The organism is Bradyrhizobium sp. CSS354, from assembly GCF_029051725.1.
Lineage (GTDB): Bacteria > Pseudomonadota > Alphaproteobacteria > Rhizobiales > Xanthobacteraceae > Bradyrhizobium.
The window spans coordinates 29422-52636 of sequence record NZ_JAACFU010000024.1; the positions used below are offsets into that span (position 1 = coordinate 29422).

Below are 23215 nucleotides of genomic sequence, written 5' to 3' on the forward strand. Positions count from 1 at the left end.
GACAACTTGATACCGGAGCGCCATGACTGTTTCGTGACAAAGGCGTGATTTCTGGAGTAGCTTGCCGGCCACATGAGCATGCAGGACACAGCTTCCTCCGGCGTCGCGTTGTGGCGCCTCGTTGCCGACGGCATCGAGCGCGGCATCGCCGACGGCCGCTTTGCGGCCGGCGACAAGCTGCCGGGCGAGGTGGAGATCGCCGAAACCTATCGCGTGAACCGCCACACCGTGCGGCGCGCGCTGGCAGCGCTTGCCGAGCGCGGCATCGTGCGGGCCGAACGCGGCAGCGGAACCTATGTCGAGGCGCAGAAGCTCGCCTATCCACTGCGCTCGCGGACCCGTTTCTCCGAGATCGTCGGCGCCGACGGCCGCGAACCGCATGGCCGGTTGATCGAGGCGTCCGATGATGTCGCGACCCGCGAACTCGCGCGCGAACTTGGATTGAAGGCCGGCGCACCGTTGGTGCGGATCGAGGCGATGCGCCTCGCCGACCGCACGCCGATCTGCGTCTCCACGACGTGGCTGTCGGCGCAGCTGTTCCCGGGTGCGGGCGAGATCTTTGCCGCGACCCGCTCCATGACGAAATTGCTCGAGCATTACGGCGTCCGCGACTATCGCCGCGGCGCGACCCGGATCACCGCCGGCATCGTCGACGCAACCGACGCCGCACGGCTCGATCTGGCGCTGGGACGGCCGATCCTGGTGGTCGACGCGACCGACCACGATCTCGACGGCAAGCCGCTGGTGACCAAGCATTCGCGCTTTGCCGCGGAGCGGGTGGAGTTTCTGGTGGAACCGTAGAGGGAGCGGCGAAGACCTACGCCACCGCCCTTCGGCCGATGATCGCAAAGCGGAGTTTGCCCGAGACGAAATCGATCGCGGCGACCGCGACCAGGATCATCAGGATCAGGAACGACACCTTCTGCCATTCCAGCACGCGAATCTGCTCGGCGAGCTGGAGGCCGATGCCGCCGGCGCCGACGATGCCGATGATGGTGGCCGAGCGCGTGTTCGACTCGATGAAATAGAGCACCTGCCCGGCGATCACAGGCAGGACCTGCGGCAGCAGACCGAAGCGTATCTCGTGCAGCGCGCTGCCGCCGGAGGCGCGGATACCCTCGACCTGCTTCTGGTCGGCGCCCTCGATCGCCTCCGAAAACAGCTTTCCGAAGGCACCGAAATCCGACACGGCAATGGCGAGCACGCCGGCAAACGGGCCGAGCCCGACCACGTTGATCCACACCAGCGCCCAGATCAGCGTGTCGACGCCGCGGATCGAATCCAGGAAACGTCGAATCGGGAAGCGCAAAATGCTCGACGGCACGACGTTACGCGCGGCAAGCAGGCTGACCGGCAGCGCGAACACGGCCGCAAGCGTCGTGCCGAGCAGCGCGATCGACAGCGTCTCGCCCAGCGCCTTCAGATAGATCGGCAGCGACGAGCCGGGATCCGGCGGGATCATCATCAAGCTGATCCAGCCGAGCTGGCTGAGCCCGGCGACGAAGCGCGAGGGCGAAAAATCGAGATCGATGAGGCCATAAACCAGGATCGCGAGCGCCGCGACGATCATCGCCGGCATGGCGAGCCGCGCCGAGGCCGGCCGGTCGAACACATCAGGGTAGCGCGCGCGAAGCTCTCGCGTGTCGAACTCCTGCGGCCCCGTCACGTCCGCGCCTCCTTGCCGAACAGGCGGCCGCGCAGCCAGCCGGTGCTGATGTCGATGATGAAGACCGTGACGATGATGGTGAGCAGGATCGCGCTGACGTCCGAGTAATAGAACTTGCGGATGGCGACGACGAGCTCCTGGCCGATGCCACCGGCACCGACGAAGCCCATCACGGAGGCCTCGCGGACATTGATCTCGAAACGCAGCAGCGCGTAGCTGGCATAGCCTGCCGTGACCTGCGGCAGGATGGCGAAGCGCATGCAGGAGAGCCAGCTCGCGCCGGTCGAGCGGACGCCTTCGACCGGTTTCATGTCGGCGTTCTCGACGATCTCCGAGAACAGCTTTCCGAGTGCGCCGGTGGAGTGAATCGCGATCGCCAGCACGCCCGCCATCGGTCCGAGGCCGAAGGCGATCACGAAGATCAGCGCAAACACGATGCCGGGCACCGTGCGCGCGAATTCGAGCAGACGCCGCACCACGAAACGCAGCCAGGGCGCGGGCGAGGTGTTTTCAGCGGCGAAGAAGTTCAGGCAAAAAGCAAAAGTCGCGCCGATCAGCGTGCCGACATAGGAGATCAGCAGGGTCTCGCCCAACATCTTCAGCCATTTGCGCCAGCCCCAGAGCCACTCGCCGACATCGGTCCAGACCCGCTGGCCGGTGTCGAGTGTGAGGATGCGGTCGAAATAGCTGATGAAATTGCCGTAATGGGCGAACAGCGTGCGCAGATTCACTTCGGCGCCGATCGCGGCGAGACACAGTGCTGCGGCAAAGATCACGGCTCCAAACAGGAGTCGGAGCCGCTTGCGCGCGACCGCCTGGCGATAGGCGGCGTTGAGCACGGCGAGCTGCTGCTCGGGAAGGATCGAAACCGAGACGGTCATCTTGGCCAGGAAAAATGGTCAATCAAAGAGAAAGAGCCGGGTCCATCGACCCGGCTCCAGTGCGTCGGCCCGAAACTCAGGACGCCTTCTTCTTACGCAGCGCATCGACGAACTTGATCAGTTCGATCGTGCCATCCCAATCCTTGGTGGTCGCGGGATGAAAACCCTTCTTCTGGCCGTCCTGGAGGCGATCGAACGCAGCCTTGTCCTTGGCCGGCGCGTCGAAGAACGCCTTGGCGATCGCGGCCTTGGCCTCTTCCGGCAGATCGGAATTGTAGGCATAGGGGCCGTTGATGATCGGCGCCGACTTGTGGATGATGCGGAAATCGTCCTTCTTCATCGCCGAGCCGTCGGCATTCTTCAGCATGCCCTTGGTCAGCATCTGCGCCAGCGTCGAATCGTCGTCGCTGGTCCACTGGTTGGCGGCGACGTCGACCGTGCCCTGCGCCAGCGCCAGGATCGCGTTCTCGTGGCTGCCGGTGAAGACGACCTTGCTGAAATAGGTGTCGGCGTCCGCGATGCCCAACTTGTCGAGCTCGAAGCGCGGCACGTTGTTGCCGGAGGTCGAGTTCGGGTCGACGAGGCCGAGGTTCTTGCCCTTGAGCTGGTCGATGCTCTTGTAGGGGCTGCTCGCCTTGACGAAGAACGCCGAGTAATAACCAGTGGAGCCGTCGGCGTTGATGTCGTTGGCGAAGGCGTCGGTCTTGACGCCGGTGAGGCGGGCGCGGGCGAACGACGCCGAGCCGTAGCTCGCGATGTGGATGTTGCCGGCGCGCTGGCCTTCGATCACGGCCGCGTAGTCGTTGGCGATGCGCAGCGTGACCTTCACGCCCAATTCCTTGGACAGGTAGCTCATGAACGGCGCCCAGCGCTCGGTCACGCCCGAGGCGTTTTCCGCCGGAATGACCGCGAAGGTCAGCTCGGGATATTTGGCCTTCCAGTCCTCGGCGGAGGCTGAAGTCGTGAACGCGAGCGCGGCGGCGCCGGCAAGAATCAATCTGCGAGTGATCATGATACCCTCTTCATCGGTTGGGGTCGGTTGACGCAAAACTGGTGACTGTTGACGCGGCGCGGCTCAGGCGGCGGCCGCCGTTCCAAGCGCTGGAATTCCCTCTCGCACCGGCGCAGGCGTGCTGCCCATGACATCGGCGGCTTCGAGATCGTAGAGCTCGCGCGCAACGTGCTCGGTCAACTCCGCCGGGGCGCCGTCGAACACCACGCGACCCTGCGCCATGCCGATCAGGCGGTCGCAATAACTGCGCGCCAGGTCGAGCGAATGCAGATTGCAGAGCACGGTGATGCCGAAGTGCTTGTTGATCCGCAGCAGCGCATCCATCACGATCTTGGTGTTGCGCGGATCGAGCGAGGCAATCGGCTCGTCGGCGAGGATGATGTCGGGCTGCTGCACCAGCGCCCGGGCGATCGCGACGCGCTGCTGCTGGCCGCCGGAGAGCTGATCGGCGCGCTGGGCCGCGAGCGGGGCGATATCGAACTGTTCGAGCGCGGACATCGCCAGCGCCTTATCCTGCTCGGGCCAGGTCTGCGACAGCGAGCGCCAGGCCGGCATCGTCGCAAGCCGTCCCATCAGGACATTGGTGAGGACATCGAGCCGGCCGACCAGATTGAACTGCTGAAAGATCATCGCCGAGCGCGCCCGCCACTGCCGCAGCTCCTTGCCGCGCAGCGCCGTGACGTCGAGGCCGTCGAACAGGATGCGGCCCTGCGAAGGGGTCGTGAGACGGTTGATGGTCCGCAGCAGGGTCGACTTGCCGGCGCCGGACCGTCCGATCACGCCGACGAAACCGCCGGGAGAAACTTGAAACGAGGCATCGTCCACCGCGGCTTTCACGCCGAAGCGACACGTCAGACCTTCAACCACCAGCATGCAGGGCTCCAGAGTAGCTGGGACCCACCGCTAACGCCGGCGCTTGACACTTGTGTGACACGGACATTGCGGTGCGGCGATCCTACACACCTCATCCACACCTCATCCGCTGTCATCGTGTCGTCATGACATTGTCATCAAGCCGCTCGAAGAGAAACGCCCGCCCTCTCGTTCGGATGCAACATGGCCGCCAAAGCCCTTTCGGTCCAGCCGACCATCGATCCCTCGGCGACGCTGCACGACACCAGGCTTGGAGCCTACACCGAGGTCGGTCCGCGCACGATGCTGCACGAGGTGACGATGGGCGATTACTCCTATGTCGTGAACGACGCCCAGATCACCTACACCACCATCGGAAAATTCTGCTCGATCGCGGCGATGACGCGAATCAATCCGGGCAATCACCCGATGCACCGCGCCACGCAGGCACACTTCACCTATCGTTCGAGCGCCTACTTCGAAGGCGAGGGCGACGACGCGGAATTCTTCGACTGGCGGCGCCAGCATCACGTCCATATCGGTCATGACGTCTGGATCGGCCATGGCGCGATCGTGCTGCCGGGCCGCGACATCGGCACCGGCGCGGTGATCGCGGCCGGCGCCATCGTCACCAGGGACGTTCCGGCCTACACCATCGTTGCCGGCAATCCGGCGCGCATCGTTCGGCGGCGGTTCTCGGAAGAGGTTGCGGGGCGGCTTGCGAGGCTCGCCTGGTGGGACTGGGATCACGACAAATTGCGTGCAGCATTGCCCGATTTCCGCAAGCTCGGGATTGAAGATTTCCTCACGACGTATGAAGCACGAGGAAGTTCTCTCAAGGGTCCTCTTGGCAGCAAATCAAGCGCGGTCGCGTGACAGACATTTTTCTTGAGGGAGGCCGGACCCTGATCGGCTCCGAGCTGGTGGAGACGTCGCTTGCGCTGTCCGGACAGGACATCGCCGAGATCGATGCGTCTCGCGGGCGGGCCCGGCTTGCGATCGACGCGCGCAACCTATTGGTCCTACCGGGCATCGTCGATCTGCATGGCGATGCCTTCGAGCGGCAGATGATGCCGCGCGCCGGGGTCGACTTTCCGATCGACGTGGCGCTCGCCGACAGCGACCGCCAGGCGATCAGCAACGGCATCACCACCGTGTTTCACGCCACGACCTGTTCGTGGGAGCCGGGCCTGCGCAGCGCCGACAATGCGCGCGGCCTGATGGAGGCGATCGAACGGCAACGCCCGCAATTCGCCGCCGACACCCGCTTTCATCTGCGCCACGAGACCTACAATCTCGACGCCGAAACCGAGATCAACCAGTGGCTCAGCGAGGGCCGCGTCGACCTGTTCGCCTTCAACGACCACATGGACGGCACGGTTGGGGACATGGCCAAGCCCCGCAAGCGCAACCGCATGGTGGAGCGCACCGGACTGTCGAGCGAGGAATTCGACCGCCTCGTCGGGCGTGTGCTCTCCCGCGCCAGTGGAGTGCCGGCTTCCGTGTCACGGCTGGCCGCGGCGGCACGCGCCGCCGACGTGCGGATGCTCTCGCATGACGATGCGACGCCGGTGATGCGCCAGGGCTTTCGCGCCATGGGCGTGGCGATCGCAGAGTTTCCGATCAACGAGGAGACGGCGCGGGAGGCGGCAAGCCACGGCGACGCCATCGTCTACGGCGCGCCGAACGTCGTGCGCGGCGGCAGCCACACCGGCTGGACCAAGGCATCCGACATGATTGCCAAAGGGCTCTGCTCAGTGCTGGCCTCGGACTATTACTATCCCGCGCAGCTGCTCGCTGCGTTCCGGCTCGCCGCCGATGGCGTGCTGCCGCTGACCGAGGCCTGGAACCTGGTCTCCGCCGCGCCCGCGCGCGCGACGGGTCTTGCCGATCGCGGCGTGCTCGCGGAAGGGCGACGCGCGGACATTTTGCTGGTCGACGACGGCGTGCCGCTGCGGCCGCGGCTGATCGCCGTGATATCAGGCGGCAAGCTCGTGCATCTCACCGACGCGACGCGGTTGCTCGGCATGGCAGCTACCCCGCGCGAAGCTGTCGTCGCGGCATAAACCCGCTATGCTCGGACGATGACAAGTTTCCCCCGCTACGCGATCTATTTTGCCGCAGGCGTCGACAGCGCCCTCACCCGCTTCGGCGCGGAGTTGCTCGGCTACGATGCCTATACCGGCAACGAGCTGCCCTTTCCCGCTGACGCATCGCGTCCCGCGCCGGACTGGCGCGACATCACCGCCGATCCCCGCAAGTACGGTTTTCACGGCACGCTGAAGGCGCCGATGGCGCTCGCGCCGGACAGGACAGAGGCGGAGCTCTTGGCGGCCTGCGCGGCCTTCGCCGGCGAGGCGCGGATGATCCCGGTGATCCGCCCGGTCGTCGATGCCATCAGCGGCTTCATCGCGGTCATTCCGGCCGAGCCGGTCGATGCGCTCCAAGAGCTCGCCGCCGATTGCGTCCGTGCGTTCGATGGCTTTCGCACCGCCCTGACGGCAGAGGATCGCGCGCGTCGCAAGCCCGAGAAGCTCAGCGAGCGACAGCGCGACTATCTCGATCGCTGGGGCTACCCTTACGTGATGGAGGAATTCCGTTTCCACATGACGCTGACGGGGCGGCTTAACGCGGAGCGGCGCGGGCCGATTCTGCAGATGCTGCGGGAAAGGTTTGCTGCTCTCGGTCTCAAGACGCTTGCGATCGATCGCGTCGCGCTGTTCAAGCAGGATGACGCCAAAGCTCGCTTCCGCATCATCGGCGAGTGGGCCTTGACGCAGTAAGCGTCAGTGCCAGCTCGCGAGATTGAAGCCGAGCGCCACAACGCCAACCAGAATGAGGCTGGTCGACCAGATTACATCCAGATTGAACCAGCTTCGCGAGACGAACCTCAATCCCAGATGGCGGTAGACCAGCCATGCCAGGCATCCGCCGGCGCTGACCATGGCGGCAACGTGCACCAAAGACACCAGCACCGCCATCCCGAGACTCGCCTTCATCAACGCGCCGGCGGCCTCATGGCCGGCATCGAGTTCGAAGGCCTGGCAGAGCCCGAGATAGATCGGCACGAGCATCAAGGCGGCGCCATGAGCAATGGCAACGGCAAATGACCAGAGCGCCAATTGCGTCGGCGGAATTCGTGCCAGCGCGCGCGGATGGCGCCGCTCGACCAGCCGATAGACGCCGAAGCCGATGAGGAGAAGGCTCGCGCCGAGCTGGATCGAGCGCTGCCACTCGGCCAGCACGAGCAGGAGCGCGAATGGCAGCAGTACGAGAAGTGTTGCCAGGAGATGTCCGGCCGCCAGAGCCCACAACGCACGAAAGAGCGCGCGCGGGCTCTTGTCCATGAGCCCGGCCGAAACGGCGAGCGGCCAGCCCATTCCCGGATTGACCCCGTGATAGAGACCGCTCGCAACAAGAGCGAGCCACAGCCAGCCCTGGCTCGCGTGTGCCCAATCTAGGCCGACGGGTAGCAAAAGGAGTCCGTCGAACAATCGCCGCCCTCCAGCCTGATCTGGTGCGCACGATATCCGTCGGGGAAGCTCACGAAGTAGTTCTTGTCGAGCTCGAGGCCACCATTGCGACCGACATTGGCCATGACTTCCACACCCGGAACGCCATCGGGATAGAACTGGTCGTCCCAGGTGGAATAGAGCGAATTGGTCCAGTACACCCGCCTGCCGTCCCGGCTGATCTCGACCATCTGCGGACCGGCCGCAAATGCCTTGCCGTTCGGATGGGGGGTGCGGCGCGCGATGCCGCCGATGTGAACCGAGCCCGCAAGCTTCGGCTTTCGCGGATCACTCACGTCGTACTGGCGCATTTCACCCGTGCCCCAGCACGAGACATAGAGAAAACGATCATCCATCGACAGGTCGATGTCGGTCACCAGCGGCGGCACGGCGCCAAAGCCCTGAAGCAGCGGCGGGAGCTTCTCCTTTGGCGCAGGCTCGGGAGGGATCGTCGCCGTCTTCTCCGCATGGAATTTTCCGCCTTCGCGCCACCAAGTCCAGATCGATGCTTCGAGATTCGTGGTGTCGACCACAACGCCTACGAAGCCGTATTCGCGAACCGGATCGTGCGCCGGCCGTACCTCCAGCGCCATCTGATGGTTGGCGCCGAGGTCGATAGTCTGCACGTTGCGACGGGCGCGAAGATCCCAGAAGTGGAGACGATGGCCATATTTGTTCGCCAGCAGATCTTCCGCGACGATCCCGTTCTCGAACTGCGGCGGCAACGCCCATTCACTCGTCACCATGTAGTCGCGCGGCAGGTTCCACCAGAAATCATAGTGCAGCGTCTGCGGACCGCGGTCGATCTCCCATCGTCCAAGGACCTCGAACGTCTCGCAATCCACGATGAAGACGCCTGGAGGCCCGTTGGTGCCGTCCTTGCCGCCGCCGCCGAGCGTGCTCACATAGACGCCGTCCGGCCCGCAATGGATGGTATGCGGCCGCGAATAGCCGGTCTTTTTGAAGACTTCCTCGGGCTCGATGATCTTGTGGATTTTGGCTTTGGTCGGATCGGGCTTGGTATCGATGATGTAAATCCGCGACGAGCGCAGCCCGGGGATGATGAGATAGCGCCGCTCGATGAAGGCATGCCCAGTGAGCGGCGACAAGGCGGAGGAGCAGGCATTCCAGCCGAAGTGATGAAACTCATCGCCCTTGTTGGGCATCGTCACGGTGTGGACGATCTGGCTGTAGGTCGGCGATCCCGGCTTGACGTCGATGACCGCGAGAGCATCCGGTTTTGAAAAATCCGGACTGAGCAGCAACGTGTAGGCAAAGTTCTCGGCAGCTGCTTCCATCGCAAGCTTGGGCGATGCGTGAAAGGTGGGATCCGGCCTCATCGTCATGGCACTGCCTCCCTGTTTCGTTGGTTCGCACCAACCTGCTTCGGAATAGCGGCATAATGAAGAGTTGTTGCGCGATGTCTCGATATGCTCCGCGGGCCTGGTTGGCGAGCGTACAATATGTCATCGCCGGGCTGCGCGAAACCGCCCGAACCGCGTTAATTCGACGCTTTCAGCCGGATGGAAGCTGGCGGGATCAGGCCAGGGCGCGCACCTCACACCGTGCATCACACTCAGTGTCGTCCCGGCCTAGTGCGCAATCGCGCACGGGAGGCGGGACACATAACCTTCGGGCGCGCTTGTCCAGGACGCCGGCAGAGGCTACTTCCCCCACCTCAACGCCAGCGCATCGCGCTCCTTGGCCAGCTCCAGCAGCCCTGCCCGCGTCGCCGGATGCAGCGGTTGCAACGGATGCCGCACCGTGTCCGACTTGATCACGCCGCCGGCCTGCATCATCGCCTTGCAGGCGATCAGGCCGCACTGGCGGTTTTCGTAGTTGATCAGCGGCAGCCAGCGTTCGTAGGCGGCTTTCGCCTCTTGGCGTTTGCCGGCGAAATAGGGATCGACGATCTGGCGGATGCCGTCGGGGTAGCCGCCGCCGGTCATCGCGCCGGTGGCGCCGGCATCGAGATCGGCGAGCAGCGTGATCGCTTCCTCGCCATCCCAGGGACCCTCAATATCGCTGCCGCCGGCCTCGATCAGGCTGCGCAGCTTTGACGCGGCGCCCGGCACCTCGATCTTGAAATAGCGGATGTTGGAGAAGTCGCGCGCCAGCCGCGCGAGCAACTCGACCGACAGCGGCGTACCGGCGACAGGCGCATCCTGGATCATGATCGGAATATTGATCGCGCCCGACAGCACCTTGAAGAATTCGACGACGCCTTTCTCGGGTACGCGGAAGGTTGCGCCGTGATAGGGCGGCATGACCATCACCATGGCGGCACCGGCCGCCTCGGCCTGCTGGCTGCGCGCGGCGCAGACGGCCGAGCTGAAATGCGTGGTGGTGACGATCACGGGAACGCGGCCCGCGACATGCTCCAGCACCGCATGCATCACGGTCTCGCGCTCGGCATCCGTGAGCACGAACTGCTCGGAAAAATTGGCGAGAATGCACAGACCGTTCGAGCCTGCGTCGATCATGAAATCGATGCAGCGGCGCTGTCCCTCGAGGTCGAGCTCGCCGCGCGCGTCGAAGATGGTGGGTGCGACCGGGAACACGCCGCGATAGGGGCGCTGGGCCTTGTGTTGGGGCGTGACCGGCATCGAACTCTCCATCCCTGATATCTCTTACATCTGCCGCGACGCTCGCGCAGCGTCACAGATGTACCCGCCGCGTGCATCGGCGGCAATGCCGATCGCGCGACGGTGGGACGGAAGATTGTCGAAGTTATGCGGTCCTCACCGCACCCAAAAAGCCCTCGACCGCTACGCGGAGACGATCGGCGTCGGCGGACATTTTCGTCACGGATACCGACAGGACCGAACCGGCATTGCCCGTCTCCTGGTTGAGCCTGGCGACGCTGCCGATGGTGTCGGTGACCTCGCGGGTTCCCTGCGCGGCCTGCTGGAAGTTGCGGGAGATCTCGGTGGTGGCCGCGCGCTGCTGCTCGACTGCGGCGGCGATCGCCGTCATCTTCTCGTCGATGCCGCTGATCGCGCCGCCGATCGCGCGGATGGCAGTGACCGCCTGGCCGGTCGCGCCCTGGATCTCCGCGACCTGGCGGGAGATCTCTTCCGTCGCCGTCGCCGTCTGCGAGGCGAGGCTCTTGACCTCGCCGGCGACCACGGCGAAGCCGCGGCCGGCCTCGCCCGCGCGCGCGGCTTCGATGGTGGCGTTCAGCGCCAGCAGATTGGTCTGCCCTGCGATGGCGTTGATCATCTTCACAACCTCGCCGATGCGGCCAGCGGTCTGATCGAGGATCTCGACCGTCGCATTGGTCTGCGCTGCCTGCGACACGGCTTCGCGGGCCTCGCGGGCGCTGGCCTGCACCTGCGCGGAGATCTCGCCGACGGACGCCGAGAGTTCTTCGGTCGCGGCTGCGATGGTCTCGAGATTGTTGGTCGCCTGCTCGGCGGAGGACGAGACCGCCGCGGTCTGGCTGCTCGATTCCGAAACCAGCGAGCGCACGTCGGTCGCGGTGGCATCGAGCTCCTTGGTCGACGCGGCAACGCTGTGAATGACGGCTTGCACGGTGTCGTCGAAACTGCGGCAGGCTGCATCGACGGTGCCGGAGCGGGCGAGCTGGAGCGCCTGCTGCGCTTCGCGCTCCCGACCCAGGCGTTCCGCGGTCGCGGCACTCTCGCGCAGGCTTTCGAGCGCGGCGGCCATGGTGCCGAACTCGTCGGGATGTCTAGATTGCGGAACGGGCGTCGCGTAATCGCGGGCGCTGATCTTGGCGATGGCATCCAGGATGGCGCGCACTGGGCGCATGAGGCGATTGCGGACCACGTAGACGCCGGTCAGGGTCACGGCCAGCGCGAGCAGGAACGCGAGCGACTGCACGACGAGATTGGTGAGCGCCTTGGCCTGTACCGTTTCCGCCCGGACGATCGACTGGTCGAGCGCCTTGTTCGCCACCGCGACGATGGACGCGAAGGGTGACTGACAAAGCGTATTCCATTCCGCGGCGGGCATCGCGGGCTTGCCACTGCCGTCAAAATTCTTGGTGAGCTCGCCGATCTGCTTGAGGGCGCCGTCGGTCTTGGTCTTCGCGTCCGTCGCGGCCGTCACCAGCTCCGCCGCCACGCCGGGCGCAGCCAGCAACTCGGCCATGCCCCCCCAGCCGGAGGTGATCGTGCCATCCCATTGCGCCACTGATCGCTTCTGAGCGTCGTCGAGCGGCTTGCTGCTGTTGACGTTGGAGCGAAGGGACGAACAATGGATTCCATAACGATCGCGCACCTGCCAGGCGAAGCGCCGGACCTGGATCATGCGGGCGATGAAGGGGTCGTCCATCCAGGCACGGTTCGACACCGCGGTGGAGGCGAGGTTGGCCGTTTCGATCACCTTGGTGACGGCATCGTACCAGGAATTGGTCCGCTCGATCTTGCGTTCGGCGCGCGGGCGCTTGGCTTCATCGTAGAACAGCTGGAATTGCGGGGAGGCGGCGCTCCAGCCTTGCTTCAATGTGCCAGAGAGTTCGTCGCGGCGGGCGAAGTCGACGGTGGCAAGCGCGGCGCCGATCGCGTCGTAGCCGCCCTGCTCGGCCTTCTCCGCCGCCTCGAGTTTGGCACGCGGATCATCCTCGCCGAGGATCGCGCTCTGGGCATCGCCGCGATTGTTGCGCAGCGCCAGCACGCCATGGAAGATCGCCTTGTCGGCGGCGGCAAGCCGCGCGGTCTCGAGGCTGTCGCTGTAGCGGCCGAACGCTCCGACCATCTGGATCGCCGTAGACGCCAGCGCACCCGCAGCCAGCAGGGCCATCAAGGTCAGGAGGAGCGAACTTACCGATTTCTTAAACATTGCCATGGTGTCGGGGCCTACGCTTTCTAGCGTCACCTTGCCCGCGACATGCCAATGTTCCGTTAAGGTTTTAATCGAATTGGCGTGAGTTTCCGACCCGACAAGCCTTCCTGCAGCCCCGGATCTCACGCAACCTTGGTGAAATCCGGCGGACGGCGTTCCGCAAACGCCGTGAAGGCCTCGCGCGCCTCGGCGGTGCGCAGGCGCAGTCCGAACTGCTCGCCTTCGGCATTCATCTGCGCGACCAGCGCCTCGCCATTGCGCATCAGCTTCTTGGTGGCGGTGAGCGCGCCGGCCGGCTGACGGGCAAGACGCTGCGCCAGCGCGAGCGCTTCGGTATCGAGTTTGTCGAGCGGCACCACGCGGTTGGCGAGCCCCCATTCCAGCGCGGACTTGGCCGGCACGGTCTCGCCGAGCGCGAACATCTCGTAGGCCCGTGCGTAACCGATGCGCGCGGGCATCAGCTGGCTGGAGGCGGCTTCCGGCACCAGCGCTAGGCTGACGAAGGGCGTCGACAATTGCGCGTTGTCGGCAAGCACGACGAGATCGCAATGCAGCAGCATCGTGGTGCCGACGCCGACGGCGCGGCCCTGCACCGCCGCAACCAAGGGCCGGGTGCAGCGCGCCAGCGACTGGATGAAGCGCACGACGTTGCGGCTTCCTTCCGACTTGCCCGCTGCGACCGCGGCGAATTCGCCGACGTCGTTGCCGGCAGTGAACATGTCGCCTTCGCCACGGATCAGGATCACGCGGGCCGACGTATCGGACTCGGCGGATTCGATGGCATCGGCGAGCTTGCCGTACATCGCATCCGTCAGCGCGTTCTTCTTGTCGGGGCGCGCCAGCGTGAGCGTGAGAATTCCGCCGCCGTTCTGGATCCGGACGTGCTCGGTCATGGGTCTCTCCTCTATTCCTCTGGATCTCGCGAAAGTTCTCTTGAAAGCTCTCTTGAAAGTTCTCTTGGAAACTTGTCCTGAATGCTGGTCAGCCAGCGCGCGACGATATCGATCTCCGCACTGGTGAATCCGTCCGTCAACGCGGCGTTGACCTGTGCCGCGTTGGCCTTTGCCTGTGCGAGCGCTGCACGGCCCTTCGGCGTCAGCCAGACGCGCCAGGCGCGCCCGTCCTCCCGATCGGCCCGCCGCTCGATCAGCTTTGCAGCTGCCGTGCGGTCGACGAGGCCGGAGATGCCGGCCGGCCCCAGATCGAGCGCCGTGCCCGCCTCACCCATGAGCACGCCGTCCTGCTTGCCGAGAATGAACAGAAGTCCTGCCTGCGCCGGCGTGACCTCGCTCGAAGGCTGCGCCGCCATCCAGCGCTGCAAGCGCCGCTGCGCAACGCTCAGCAGGTAGATCAGCCGATGATGCCCCGCGCCGGCCTCCTTATTTCGCATGCGAAATAGATAATCGAAGCGGCTCGGAATGTCAAAGCACCGCAGGCGGATCGATGTGCCGCGGCAGTCGTCGAGCAACAGGGCCGCACGGGCGCACCAGGACCTCACCCACCAATCGCAATTAGGTGCCGCCGCAACGCTTGACGGTCGCTTCTTTTTATGTTCCCTATTCGTTCTATTCAATCATAGATTGTCCCGGAGACCTTTCGTGATGAACAGTATGCGTGGCCCGAACCAGCCGACCCAGCTCGTAATTCATAATGACGATGATACGCCGGACCAATTCGTGATGGATCTGCTTCGGCAGGTTTTCGGCAAATCAGACCGTGAAGCGACCGCGCTGATCACCCAGATCGAGCAGAAGGAAAGGGCGGTTTGCGGACCTTACCCCCAATCCGTCGCCGAAGCCCTTTTCAAATCTGCGCAACAATCCATCGGCCTGGCCGGCCATCAACTGCAGGTCACGCTTGAGGCGGTCACGACTCCTTGCGAACTCTGCGGCAAGCCGGAGGGACAGATGGACGTGCGTATCGGCAGCCGCACGGTCTGGCTGTGCAGCGACTGCATGCGTGCGGCGGATGAGCCCTCGAACGAACAAGAGGAAGATTTCGACTTTGCTTGCGACGTTCTCGATTGGCACCTTGCCAGCACCGCGCGCAGCAAGCTCGTGACCACGATCCGCCAATTTCCCGGCCACATGCGGGTCGATCTCCAGGCCGCGGTCGACCGGCTCTTTGGCAAGGCCATCCGGCTGGTGGGATTGAACGAGGAGCAGCGCTACGAAACGCTGTCGATTCCACGACTGCTCAAGGAGGGCCGCTATGCGATCGCGATTGCCCCGCTGCAATATTCCGACGTCGACGTCGGCGAGAAGAGCCCGGTCAAGTGTCTGGATAACGGACTGTGGCTGTGTGAGCAGGATCATCTCCGCTATGCGGTTTTGCTCTGCGCACACCGCGAATACAGTCGCGAGCCCGGAATTCGGATCGAGATCCTGGTGCCCTCAGGTTCCGCAGGCGCGGCTCTGGTCCAGCAATGCTTCAGTGAATTGGAAGAAGCCGTACAGGCTGCGCGGACCTATCGCGGCAAGATCCTGTCGCTCGATGCCGACTCCGACTATCGCGGTCGCTCGCGCGGCATCACGGTGCATCGCTTGCCGCAGGTCGCGCGCGACGAGGTGATCCTGCCGGAGCAGACCCTGCGGCTGCTCGATCGCAACGTTCTGACCTTCGTCAACACCCGAGACCAACTGCGCCGGCTGGGTCAATCGACACGCAAAGGCATCTTGCTGTACGGGCCGCCGGGCACCGGCAAGACCCACACGATCCGCTATCTCGCAACGCATTTGCCCGGGCATACGACGCTGATCATCACGGCCGAGCAGATCGGTCTGCTCGGTGCCTATATGAGCCTGGCACGGCTGCTCCAGCCGTCGATGGTGGTGATCGAGGATGTCGATCTCATCGCCCGTGACCGCGATGACATGGGGCCGTGTGAGGAATCCATGCTGAACAAGCTGCTCAACGAGATGGACGGCCTGAAGGAAGACGCCGACATCCTGTTCGTCCTGACCACCAACCGGCCGGAGGACCTCGAGGGAGCTCTCGCGGGTCGCCCCGGCCGCATCGATCAAGCTATCGAAGTGCCGCTGCCCGACGAGACTGGCCGCGGCAAGCTGGTCCGGCTCTACGGCAAAGGACTGCCAATCGAGGACGCGGTCATCGCCGAAGCGGCCCGTCGCAGCGAAGGCACGAGTTGCGCCTTCATCAAGGAGCTGATGCGGGGCTGGCGCAAGGAAGCATCGCGCGGGACGGCGGCAACACCGTGATCTCCGCCGATATCGACGAGGCGCTTGACGACATGCTGTTCTCCGGCGGCCGGCTCAATGCGCAGCTGCTCGGCGGCGCCCAGGCGATGGCGGCGGGGTGACGCTCCGAAGTGGCGCGCCTGCTAGGGCGCGCAGGTGAAGCTCGCCGCCTCTGTCACCGGGCCGCTCTTGTAGTGCGGCCACGCCGGCCAGCGGCACAGCGGCAGCGCGCGAAGCGTCGCAAAGGACGGCGCTTCGACCTTCTGCTCGGTGACTTCCAAATCGCCGGGCGCCTTGCCCTTTTCGACCCAATCGACCAGCACGCTCAGCATGTCGACATTGGCCGGCGCGCCGGAGCCGACGTGGTCGACCCCGGGCGCGGTGTAGAGCCGCGCGAACTCCGCCGTCTCGGCCTTGCCGAGCTTGCGTTCGACGTTCTCGAAATAGCGGATGCCGGCATAGGGACTCTGCGCGTAGTCCGCCATATGTTCGAGCATGATCAGCCGCCCGCCGCGAGCGCGGAAGCGATTGAGGTCGGGATCGGTGGAATCCATCAGGCTGGAGACCTCGAGCAGCCGCGCCTTGTGCTGTTCGGGCCTATACGTCGTCACGTCGAGCTTGGGATCGCGCGCGAACACATATTGGATGCCGCCGGCGCCGTAGATCCAGGCGATGCCGTTATTGGGCGCAGGCGGCTGCGCGGGAGGCGCCGTGCCGAGCCACCACGCGACCCAGCCGCCGGTCGGGCCAACCGCCGGCGTGTCTTCGCCCGACACGCCCCAGCCCGGATAATCGTCAAGGCCATTGGCAAGCGCGAACGGGAATTTGTAGGTCGCATGCAAGGTGTCGATCGCCTTGATCTGTGCGTCGGTGAGGCACTGATCGCCCGTCTTGCCGCTCGCGCAACGCAGCGTCTCCGCCTTGAATGCCGCCTTGCAGGAAACGGGATCCTGCACCAGCGCGTCATCGGAACCATCGGCCTTGTCGCAAGCCGCTCGCACGGCATCGCCCACGAGCTTCACCTGGGTCGGATTGATCCAGCCGTCACCCATGGTCGCGAGACCCGAGCGGGTGCCGGCATGCTGCAGGCCGACCCAGTTGATGACGGGCACGCGGGCAAAGATGCCGTCGAAATCATCGGGATAGCGCTGTGCCATGGTGAGGCCTTCGCGGCCGCCTTCGGACGAACCCATGAAGTACATCTTCTCGGGTCTCTTGGCGTAAGCGCGCTGCATCAGCGCGACGGCGGCATCGCGCACCTTCTTGTAGGCGCGATGGGCAAAATTCTCGAAGGCTTCGTCGTTGAGTGCGAACAGCTGCGGCGGCTCGCCCGGCTTGGACTCATGACCGGAATCGGTGCCGTAGGTGACGAAGCCGCGCGCGAGCGGCGACGGCTTGTCGAAGGGATAGGCCGGCGGCAGCGCCAGGCCGGTGATCAGCACACCGTTGAAGCCGCCGCCGCCATATTGCAGCGAACGGCCGTTCCATTCGACGGGAAGATTGACCTGAAATTTGATCGGCGGCGCCTTGGGATCGGTGGGATCGATATGCCCGAGCAGCTTGCAGAAGCCGGGATTGGCGGGCGTGACGCGCCCCGACGGCGTCGGGCCGCGTTCGGCGACGGCCAGTTGCGACGGCGCCAGCAACGTCGCCGAATCGATCTTCACGGCGTCAGCGCCGCCGACGAGGCCCTTGCAGACGGTGTCCGCATCCTCAGTCAGCGTCACCGCTGAAGCGGAATTCGCGCCCAGCGCGCCCGCTGCGCCCACCAGCAATGCGCACAGCTTCACATGGATTTGCGCCATCGTTTCCCCCTGAGTTTCTGTTCGTTCCGCCAGCAGGCCGCATTCAAGGCGCCCTGCGGCCAGTCGTCAATGCAGTGCTAGTGCTCGAACACCAGCCGCGCGCCGACGGTGCCCTCGAGGCTGCGGATCTGCTGCAGCAGCGCGCCTGAATCCTGGCCGCCGAGGTCGGCGTCGAGCACGACGTAACCGAGGTCGCCGGAGGTCTCCAGATATTGCGCGGCGATATTGATGTCGCGCTGGAGGAAGACCTCGTTCAGTCGGCGCAGCATGCCGGGCGCGTTGCGATGGACGTGGCTGAAGCGCGCGCCGGAGGGACGCAGATGCAACTGCACCTCCGGAAAATTCACCGCCCCCGTGGTCGAGCCGGTGCTGAAAAAGTCGACCAGCTTGCGCGCCACCTCGCCGCCGATGCGCTCCTGCGCCTCCTCGGTCGAGCCGCCGATATGCGGGGTGAGGATGACGTTGCCGAGGCCCTGGACCGGGCTCTTGAAGCGGTCCGAATTCGAGGAAGGCTCGACCGGAAACACGTCGATGGCGGCACCCGCGAGATGGCCGTCGCGCAGAGCTCCCGCCAGTGCATCGAGATCGACGACGGTGCCGCGGCTGTTGTTGATCAGGAGGGAGCCGGGCTTCATCGCCCGCAGCTCTTTCTCGCCGATCATCCCGGATGTCTCCGGCGTCTCCGGCACGTGCAGGCTGACGACGTCGCTCTGCGCCAGCAGCTCTTCCAGCTTCTCGACCGGCTCGGTGTTGCCGTGGCGGAGCTTGTCGGTGCGGTCGAAATAGATCACGCGCATGCCGATCGCCTCGGCCAGCGTCGAGAGCTGCGAGCCGATATTGCCGTAGCCGATGATGCCGAGGGTGCGGCCGCGCACCTCGCGACTACCGGTCGCCGACTTGTCCCAGCCGCCCTCATGGGCCGACACCGAGCGCGGAAAGATGCGCCGCAGCAGCATCACGATCTCGCCGATCACGAGCTCGGCGACGCTGCGCGTGTTGGAGAACGGCGCGTTGAACACCGGAATGCCGCGCTTACGCGCCGCCAGCAGACCGACCTGGTTGGTGCCGACGCTGAAGCAGCCAACGGCGAGAAGCTGGTCGGCCGCCTCCAGCACCTCATCGGTAATCTGGGTGCGCGAGCGGATGCCGAGCAATGACACGCCCTTGAGCGCCCGCCGCAAATCCTCGCCGTCCAGCGCCTTGGTCAGGCGCTCGACATTGGTGAAACCCGCGGTTCTGAACAGGTCCACGGCGCTGTCGTTGACGCCTTCGAGCAGCAGCGCCTTCGCGTTCCGCTCAGGGCTTTGGCCTGGGGCTGGCATGAAATCTCCGTGGGTCACAGCTTCGCCGCAGCTCATAGACCGCGGGGGATGCGCAGCACAATAGGGTTCGGATACGGGGAGAAGATGGCGGGGCGGTCGTCAGATCACGTAAAACCCGTGCGTTCGGTCCAGACGCAATTGGTCGACCAAGCCGTATTCCCAGTCGAGATAGGCCTGCATCGCGCGCTCGTCGACGCCGGTGCCTTCATAGGGGCGACGGTAGCGGTGGGCGGGGTTGGGCCTGGGCAGGACGTGCGGCGGGCCGACTTCGAGCGCGCCGTCATAGCCGCCTTCCCGCACATAGACCTCCCAACCCATCTGCGCGAGCCAGGACGCCGTCATGTCGGCGCGGACGCCCTTGTCGTCGGTCAGCACGATGCGCGCGCCACGCACCGGTGCGGCCATGTCGGTTTCCTGCACGAGCTGGCCGCCGGGATAGTGGCGGAAGCCCGGGAGATGGCCGGCGGCATATTCCTCGGCGTCACGCACATCGAAGCGATAGAGCGTGCGATCGGTCTGCGCGACAAGCGCAGCCATCTCGCTCGCGCCGATGTGGCGCACACCGGCGCGATAGGCGACGTCGCGGGCATTGGCCGGGCCGCCCTCGAACGACCCGATCGCACCACGCCGGTCGGCACCATGGTCGAGCGTATGCCGCGCCAGCGTCCAGCCGATGGTGCCGTTGCGCAGCGCCCGGACCTTGTTCGGCACGCCGGCATTGATCAGCGATTGGGTGCCGATGATCGAGCGGGTGCGGCCGGCGCAATTGACGATGATGGTGGTGTCGGCGTGGGGCGCCGCCTGCCCTGCCCGCAGCACCAGCTCCGCGCCGGGCACGCTGACCGAGCCCGGAATGTTCATGGTGGCGTATTCGTCGAAGCGGCGGACATCGAGGATGGCGATGTTGGCCTTGTCCGCGATGAGTTGTGCCACCTCGTCGGCACTGAACGAGGGCGTGTGCCGGCGCGACTCGACCAGCTCGCCAAAGGCTTTTGAGTAGGAGTTGACGTCCTCGAAGATTTGATAGCCCGCGTCGCGCCAGGCCATCAGCCCGCCGTCGAGCGCGCAGATGTTCGTGTAGCCCAGAGCCGCGAGGCGCTCGGCGCCGGCAGTGACCAGTTCTTCGCCATCGTCATAGAGCGCGATCGGCACATCTTTGCGCTGCAGCCTGACCTCGGCTTCGATCGCAATCCGATCGGCGGCCAAATTGGCGGCGAACAGCGGATGTCCCGTCGCGAAGCCAGCCTCGTGCCTGAGATCGAGCAGCGCGATCTCCTCGCGCAACAGCAACGCGCGGCGGATATCGGCGGGGGTGACGGTCGGAAGCTTCATGGCATGAACTCTGGGAAGTGACCATGAGCTTTTGAACCATTGTTGCGGCATTGGCTAGCCATGCCGCGTACATTCCAATTCGGTAGCCCTTGTCAGACACATCTTGTTCGAGGAGGAAGATCCTACCCGCGAACGCCTCTCGACCCGGTCGCGAGTTCATCGCGTCGGCGTCACCTCAATCACATTCGTATGTAGCGACCACTTTCGCGAAGTCGAGCCGATCGAGAGCATCGCGGTCGATCCAGAAATGAAGCGTGCATCCGATGTTGGCGTGCCAGTCAAGAAACGCGAGATCACCTTGCATCTGGAGCAATAATATATCCTCTAAGTGCTGCTCCGTCGCATCTTGCGGGCCGCTGCCATATCCCAGCATCTGATGCAGGGCGGTGTTGAAATGGCGATATTGGCCATCTCTTAGGGTCGGGGCCTTCCAATGATTTCGACGCGCGAAATTCTTCAAATAGCTGAGAGGAACTTCGTCGAGAGCTTCGACGTTCTGCTCCGCCATGCATCGGATCGTATGATTGATGGCATTGCCGAGGTCCGACGCGATTGTGGACGAATACGTATAGAGGTATTGTCGGATACTCTCGTAGGTGAGCACGACGTCGGTCCACCAAGCCCGAAAGATCGCTCTTGTGTCCGCATCCACGTTATCCATCGGCGTCAGCGCCCGACAGCGCTCGAGCCATCCGATTGCGCCAGCCCGAAGGCGCTTCAGTTCCGCGGCTCCGTCGTCGTTGAGCGGCTTGTAGGCGTATTTGGGTGTCAGGTCGCGAACGACGTGCGACAGCACAGACCGAACCACATGATTGATCAGGAGCCAGTTGAAAGGCCAATGATCGTCCTTCTCGTATTCGGACGCCATTCTGAATTGCAGAAAATCAGGTCCTCGCGGCTCACCGGGACCCAATGCCTTGCATAATTCTGCGATCATGAGTTCGCCTCCGACGGCGTCCTCGTGGAAATAGAAGTCCCGGAAGACCTGGAAAGAAAGTGGATATTTGAATTCGACCTTGGAATGAAAATCGAGCGCCGGATCGAGCCATTTGACCTGGGCGTCACCACCGGTCCCCGCCAGCGGCATTAGATCGGACGGTGGTGCGCGGTCAGGATATGCGTCACCCGCAGCAGTACCGTAGAGAATGCGGCAAGGCGGACGTCCTTCGCCCACGAACACGGAGCTGCAGAAGAAATAGAGCGTGCCTCGTTTCGGCAGCGGCGACCAACCGGAGCCCGGGACCTCGCCTAGGTCGATCTGGGCGAGGAAGGTGAGCGCGACGGTCTCCAAGGTTTCGTTCGCTCTAACCTCCGCCGTCGGCCACTCGAACTCCGGAGGCAGCCTGGGAAGCCCGCCGAAGAAACTTCGCGCTGGGTGCGCGAGCGGCACCGGCAGGTCACTGCGTCTCACCAGTACGGCAGGCAGCGCGGTCTCTTCGATCTCGTCGCGTTCGGACAACGCCATCAGATAACCACCACTTTAGGATGCACCTCGCCAATCGAACCATTTTGCGAAGGCTCCGACAAGTGCTTCTTGTCCGCAGCGCCAACGCGATTCGTTGTCACCGCTATTCGGCGATCGCCGAACGGCAGTCGACGCGATCACTCGCCCGGCATGAGCCGGCCGAGCGGTGGCTGCGCGGGGCGTCGCAGCTTGCGGCGCGAGAGATAGAGCAGGACGCCGGTGACCGCGAACAGCGGCATCAGCGCAGCCGCGACCATGAACGCGAGCTTGCCGGGCCAACCCAGAATCGCGCCGCGGTGGATGTCGAGCACGTTCGCGAGGATCTTCTCGCCGAACGTCTTGTCGGCGTAGCGTTCCGCGGAGACCAGCTGACCGGTGACGGCGTCGATGCGGAATTCGTCGCGCGTGGTATCGAGCGTGGAATTCTTCCCCCACGACCGGACCCGTATCACCGTACCCGAACCGGCGGGCAGCGTCAGCAACGCCTTAGAGAAGCGGCTGCCCTCCTCGCGCTGGAAGGCGGCCCACGCGCGATCAAAGCCGATCGGCTGTGCCGTCTCGCTGGCGCCGGCGGCACGCGACGCCTTTGCAGGCGTCTTGGGCTGCATCTTAGCGGCGGCGACTTGCGGCCGCGACAGCAGCCAGACGACTCCGTCCTTGTACCAGTCGAACGAGTACCAGAGCCCGGTGAGCGTCATCACCAGATAGACCGGCAGGACCCAGGTGCCGATCACCGCATGCAGCGAGCGATGCAACCCGCGCCCGCTGATGCGGACATTGGGCTTCAGCCACATCTTCGCGCTGCCTGCGCGCCGCGGCCAGCGCAGCACGAGGCCCGAGATGAGCATCACGATGAGGCCGAGCGCCGCGATGCCCGTGATCTGGCGCCCCCAGCCCTTGGCGTCACCGGGAATCAACAGCCAGCGATGCAGCTTGCGCACGGTCGCAAAGAATCCCTCGCCGCGCGGCGCACCCAGCACGCGCGCGTCATAGGGATCGACATAGAGCGAGGACGGCCGCGCGCCCTGTTCGTCGCGGGCAAAGCGGACATGCACCGGGGCGGACGGATCACTCGCTAGCGTGACGGCGGAGACCTTGCCGACATTCTGCCCCGCGGTCAGGCGCGCAACCAGCTCGTCCGGCATCAGCGCCGCTGCCTGGCGCGGCGCGACCTGCATGATGCCGCTGTTCAGATAGTCGCCGATCTCGTCCTCGAAACTCATGATCATACCGGACAGCGCGATCACAGCGAGCAGCAACGCGAGCACGAGGCCCGCGATGGAATGGACCCGAAGCAGGGTCGCCTTGATCGCGCGCCAGGGGTCACGCATTGGCACGGGCCTTCCCGCTCGGCGCGGTCAT

Annotated in this window: 20 protein-coding genes; 5 read left to right on the forward strand and 15 right to left on the reverse strand. The window is 64.8% G+C overall.

What is annotated here, in order from left to right:
• Window positions 1–72: 72 nt before the first annotated feature.
• Window positions 73–801, forward strand: coding sequence for a phosphonate metabolism transcriptional regulator PhnF (gene phnF, locus GWG67_RS34460; RefSeq protein WP_275174037.1), 729 nt, complete (start codon window positions 73–75; stop codon window positions 799–801).
• A 16-nt stretch (window positions 802–817) separates the two neighbouring features.
• Here phnF and phnE (GWG67_RS34465) read toward each other — a convergent pair whose 3' ends face one another.
• The 4 genes from phnE (GWG67_RS34465) to phnC form a co-directional block, all read right to left on the reverse strand.
• Window positions 818–1666, reverse strand: coding sequence for a phosphonate ABC transporter, permease protein PhnE (phnE, locus tag GWG67_RS34465; protein WP_275174039.1), 849 nt, complete (start codon window positions 1664–1666; stop codon window positions 818–820).
• The gene (gene phnE, locus GWG67_RS34470) at window positions 1663–2547 is read right to left on the reverse strand and encodes a phosphonate ABC transporter, permease protein PhnE (protein ID WP_275174040.1); all 885 of its coding nucleotides are present in this window, start codon (window positions 2545–2547) and stop codon (window positions 1663–1665) included. The genes phnE (GWG67_RS34465) and phnE (GWG67_RS34470) overlap by 4 nt, the downstream gene beginning before the upstream one ends.
• A gap of 76 nt (window positions 2548–2623) precedes the next feature.
• Window positions 2624–3559: a phosphonate ABC transporter substrate-binding protein gene (phnD, locus tag GWG67_RS34475; protein WP_275174042.1), complete on the reverse strand. Its 936-nt coding sequence runs from the start codon at window positions 3557–3559 to the stop codon at window positions 2624–2626.
• 63 nt (window positions 3560–3622) lie between these two features.
• A complete protein-coding gene (phnC, locus tag GWG67_RS34480; protein WP_275174043.1) occupies window positions 3623–4432 on the reverse strand; it encodes a phosphonate ABC transporter ATP-binding protein in 810 nt (269 codons plus the stop codon).
• A 183-nt stretch (window positions 4433–4615) separates the two neighbouring features.
• Here phnC and GWG67_RS34485 point away from each other — a divergent pair, with 183 nt between their 5' ends.
• From GWG67_RS34485 to GWG67_RS34495, 3 genes are read left to right on the forward strand one after another with little or no spacing between them, the layout of a single operon-like run.
• The gene (locus GWG67_RS34485; RefSeq protein ID WP_275174045.1) at window positions 4616–5287 is read left to right on the forward strand and encodes a chloramphenicol acetyltransferase; all 672 of its coding nucleotides are present in this window, start codon (window positions 4616–4618) and stop codon (window positions 5285–5287) included.
• Entirely contained in the window at window positions 5284–6477 is a 1194-nt protein-coding gene (locus GWG67_RS34490; RefSeq protein ID WP_275174047.1) for an alpha-D-ribose 1-methylphosphonate 5-triphosphate diphosphatase, read from the forward strand. The genes GWG67_RS34485 and GWG67_RS34490 overlap by 4 nt, the downstream gene beginning before the upstream one ends.
• A gap of 18 nt (window positions 6478–6495) precedes the next feature.
• Window positions 6496–7194, forward strand: coding sequence for a DUF1045 domain-containing protein (locus tag GWG67_RS34495; protein WP_275174048.1), 699 nt, complete (start codon window positions 6496–6498; stop codon window positions 7192–7194).
• 3 nt (window positions 7195–7197) lie between these two features.
• Here GWG67_RS34495 and GWG67_RS34500 read toward each other — a convergent pair whose 3' ends face one another.
• The 6 genes from GWG67_RS34500 to GWG67_RS34525 form a co-directional block, all read right to left on the reverse strand.
• Window positions 7198–7791 (reverse strand): hypothetical protein, encoded by a 594-nt coding sequence (locus tag GWG67_RS34500; protein ID WP_275174094.1) that lies wholly within the window; start codon window positions 7789–7791, stop codon window positions 7198–7200.
• Between the two features lie 77 nt (window positions 7792–7868).
• Window positions 7869–9269 (reverse strand): selenium-binding protein SBP56-related protein, encoded by a 1401-nt coding sequence (locus GWG67_RS34505; RefSeq protein WP_275174050.1) that lies wholly within the window; start codon window positions 9267–9269, stop codon window positions 7869–7871.
• A 318-nt stretch (window positions 9270–9587) separates the two neighbouring features.
• Window positions 9588–10529, reverse strand: coding sequence for a dihydrodipicolinate synthase family protein (locus GWG67_RS34510; protein ID WP_275174052.1), 942 nt, complete (start codon window positions 10527–10529; stop codon window positions 9588–9590).
• A 124-nt stretch (window positions 10530–10653) separates the two neighbouring features.
• Window positions 10654–12735 carry a methyl-accepting chemotaxis protein gene (locus tag GWG67_RS34515; protein ID WP_275174054.1) on the reverse strand — a complete coding sequence of 694 codons (2082 nt, stop codon included), beginning with the start codon at window positions 12733–12735 and terminating at the stop codon, window positions 10654–10656.
• A 119-nt stretch (window positions 12736–12854) separates the two neighbouring features.
• Complete coding sequence (locus GWG67_RS34520; RefSeq protein ID WP_275174056.1) at window positions 12855–13625, reverse strand: enoyl-CoA hydratase; 771 nt, start codon at window positions 13623–13625, stop codon at window positions 12855–12857.
• 11 nt (window positions 13626–13636) lie between these two features.
• Window positions 13637–14122, reverse strand: coding sequence for a MarR family winged helix-turn-helix transcriptional regulator (locus tag GWG67_RS34525; protein ID WP_275174057.1), 486 nt, complete (start codon window positions 14120–14122; stop codon window positions 13637–13639).
• A gap of 211 nt (window positions 14123–14333) precedes the next feature.
• Between GWG67_RS34525 and GWG67_RS34530 the strand changes: the two genes are divergently transcribed.
• Entirely contained in the window at window positions 14334–15950 is a 1617-nt protein-coding gene (locus GWG67_RS34530; RefSeq protein WP_275174096.1) for an ATP-dependent Clp protease adaptor ClpS, read from the forward strand.
• A 122-nt stretch (window positions 15951–16072) separates the two neighbouring features.
• Here GWG67_RS34530 and GWG67_RS34535 read toward each other — a convergent pair whose 3' ends face one another.
• The 5 genes from GWG67_RS34535 to GWG67_RS34555 all read right to left on the reverse strand — a co-directional run bounded on the left by GWG67_RS34535 (window position 16073) and on the right by GWG67_RS34555 (window position 23184).
• Complete coding sequence (locus GWG67_RS34535) at window positions 16073–17734, reverse strand: tannase/feruloyl esterase family alpha/beta hydrolase (protein WP_275174059.1); 1662 nt, start codon at window positions 17732–17734, stop codon at window positions 16073–16075.
• A 77-nt stretch (window positions 17735–17811) separates the two neighbouring features.
• Window positions 17812–19056 carry a phosphoglycerate dehydrogenase gene (serA, locus tag GWG67_RS34540; protein WP_275174061.1) on the reverse strand — a complete coding sequence of 415 codons (1245 nt, stop codon included), beginning with the start codon at window positions 19054–19056 and terminating at the stop codon, window positions 17812–17814.
• Window positions 19057–19155: 99 nt separating this feature from the next.
• Window positions 19156–20388: a rhodanese-like domain-containing protein gene (locus GWG67_RS34545; RefSeq protein ID WP_275174062.1), complete on the reverse strand. Its 1233-nt coding sequence runs from the start codon at window positions 20386–20388 to the stop codon at window positions 19156–19158.
• Between the two features lie 175 nt (window positions 20389–20563).
• Window positions 20564–21853 (reverse strand): DUF1963 domain-containing protein, encoded by a 1290-nt coding sequence (locus GWG67_RS34550; RefSeq protein WP_275174063.1) that lies wholly within the window; start codon window positions 21851–21853, stop codon window positions 20564–20566.
• Between the two features lie 137 nt (window positions 21854–21990).
• A complete protein-coding gene (locus tag GWG67_RS34555; protein WP_275174064.1) occupies window positions 21991–23184 on the reverse strand; it encodes a PepSY domain-containing protein in 1194 nt (397 codons plus the stop codon).
• Between the last annotated feature and the right edge of the window lie 31 nt (window positions 23185–23215).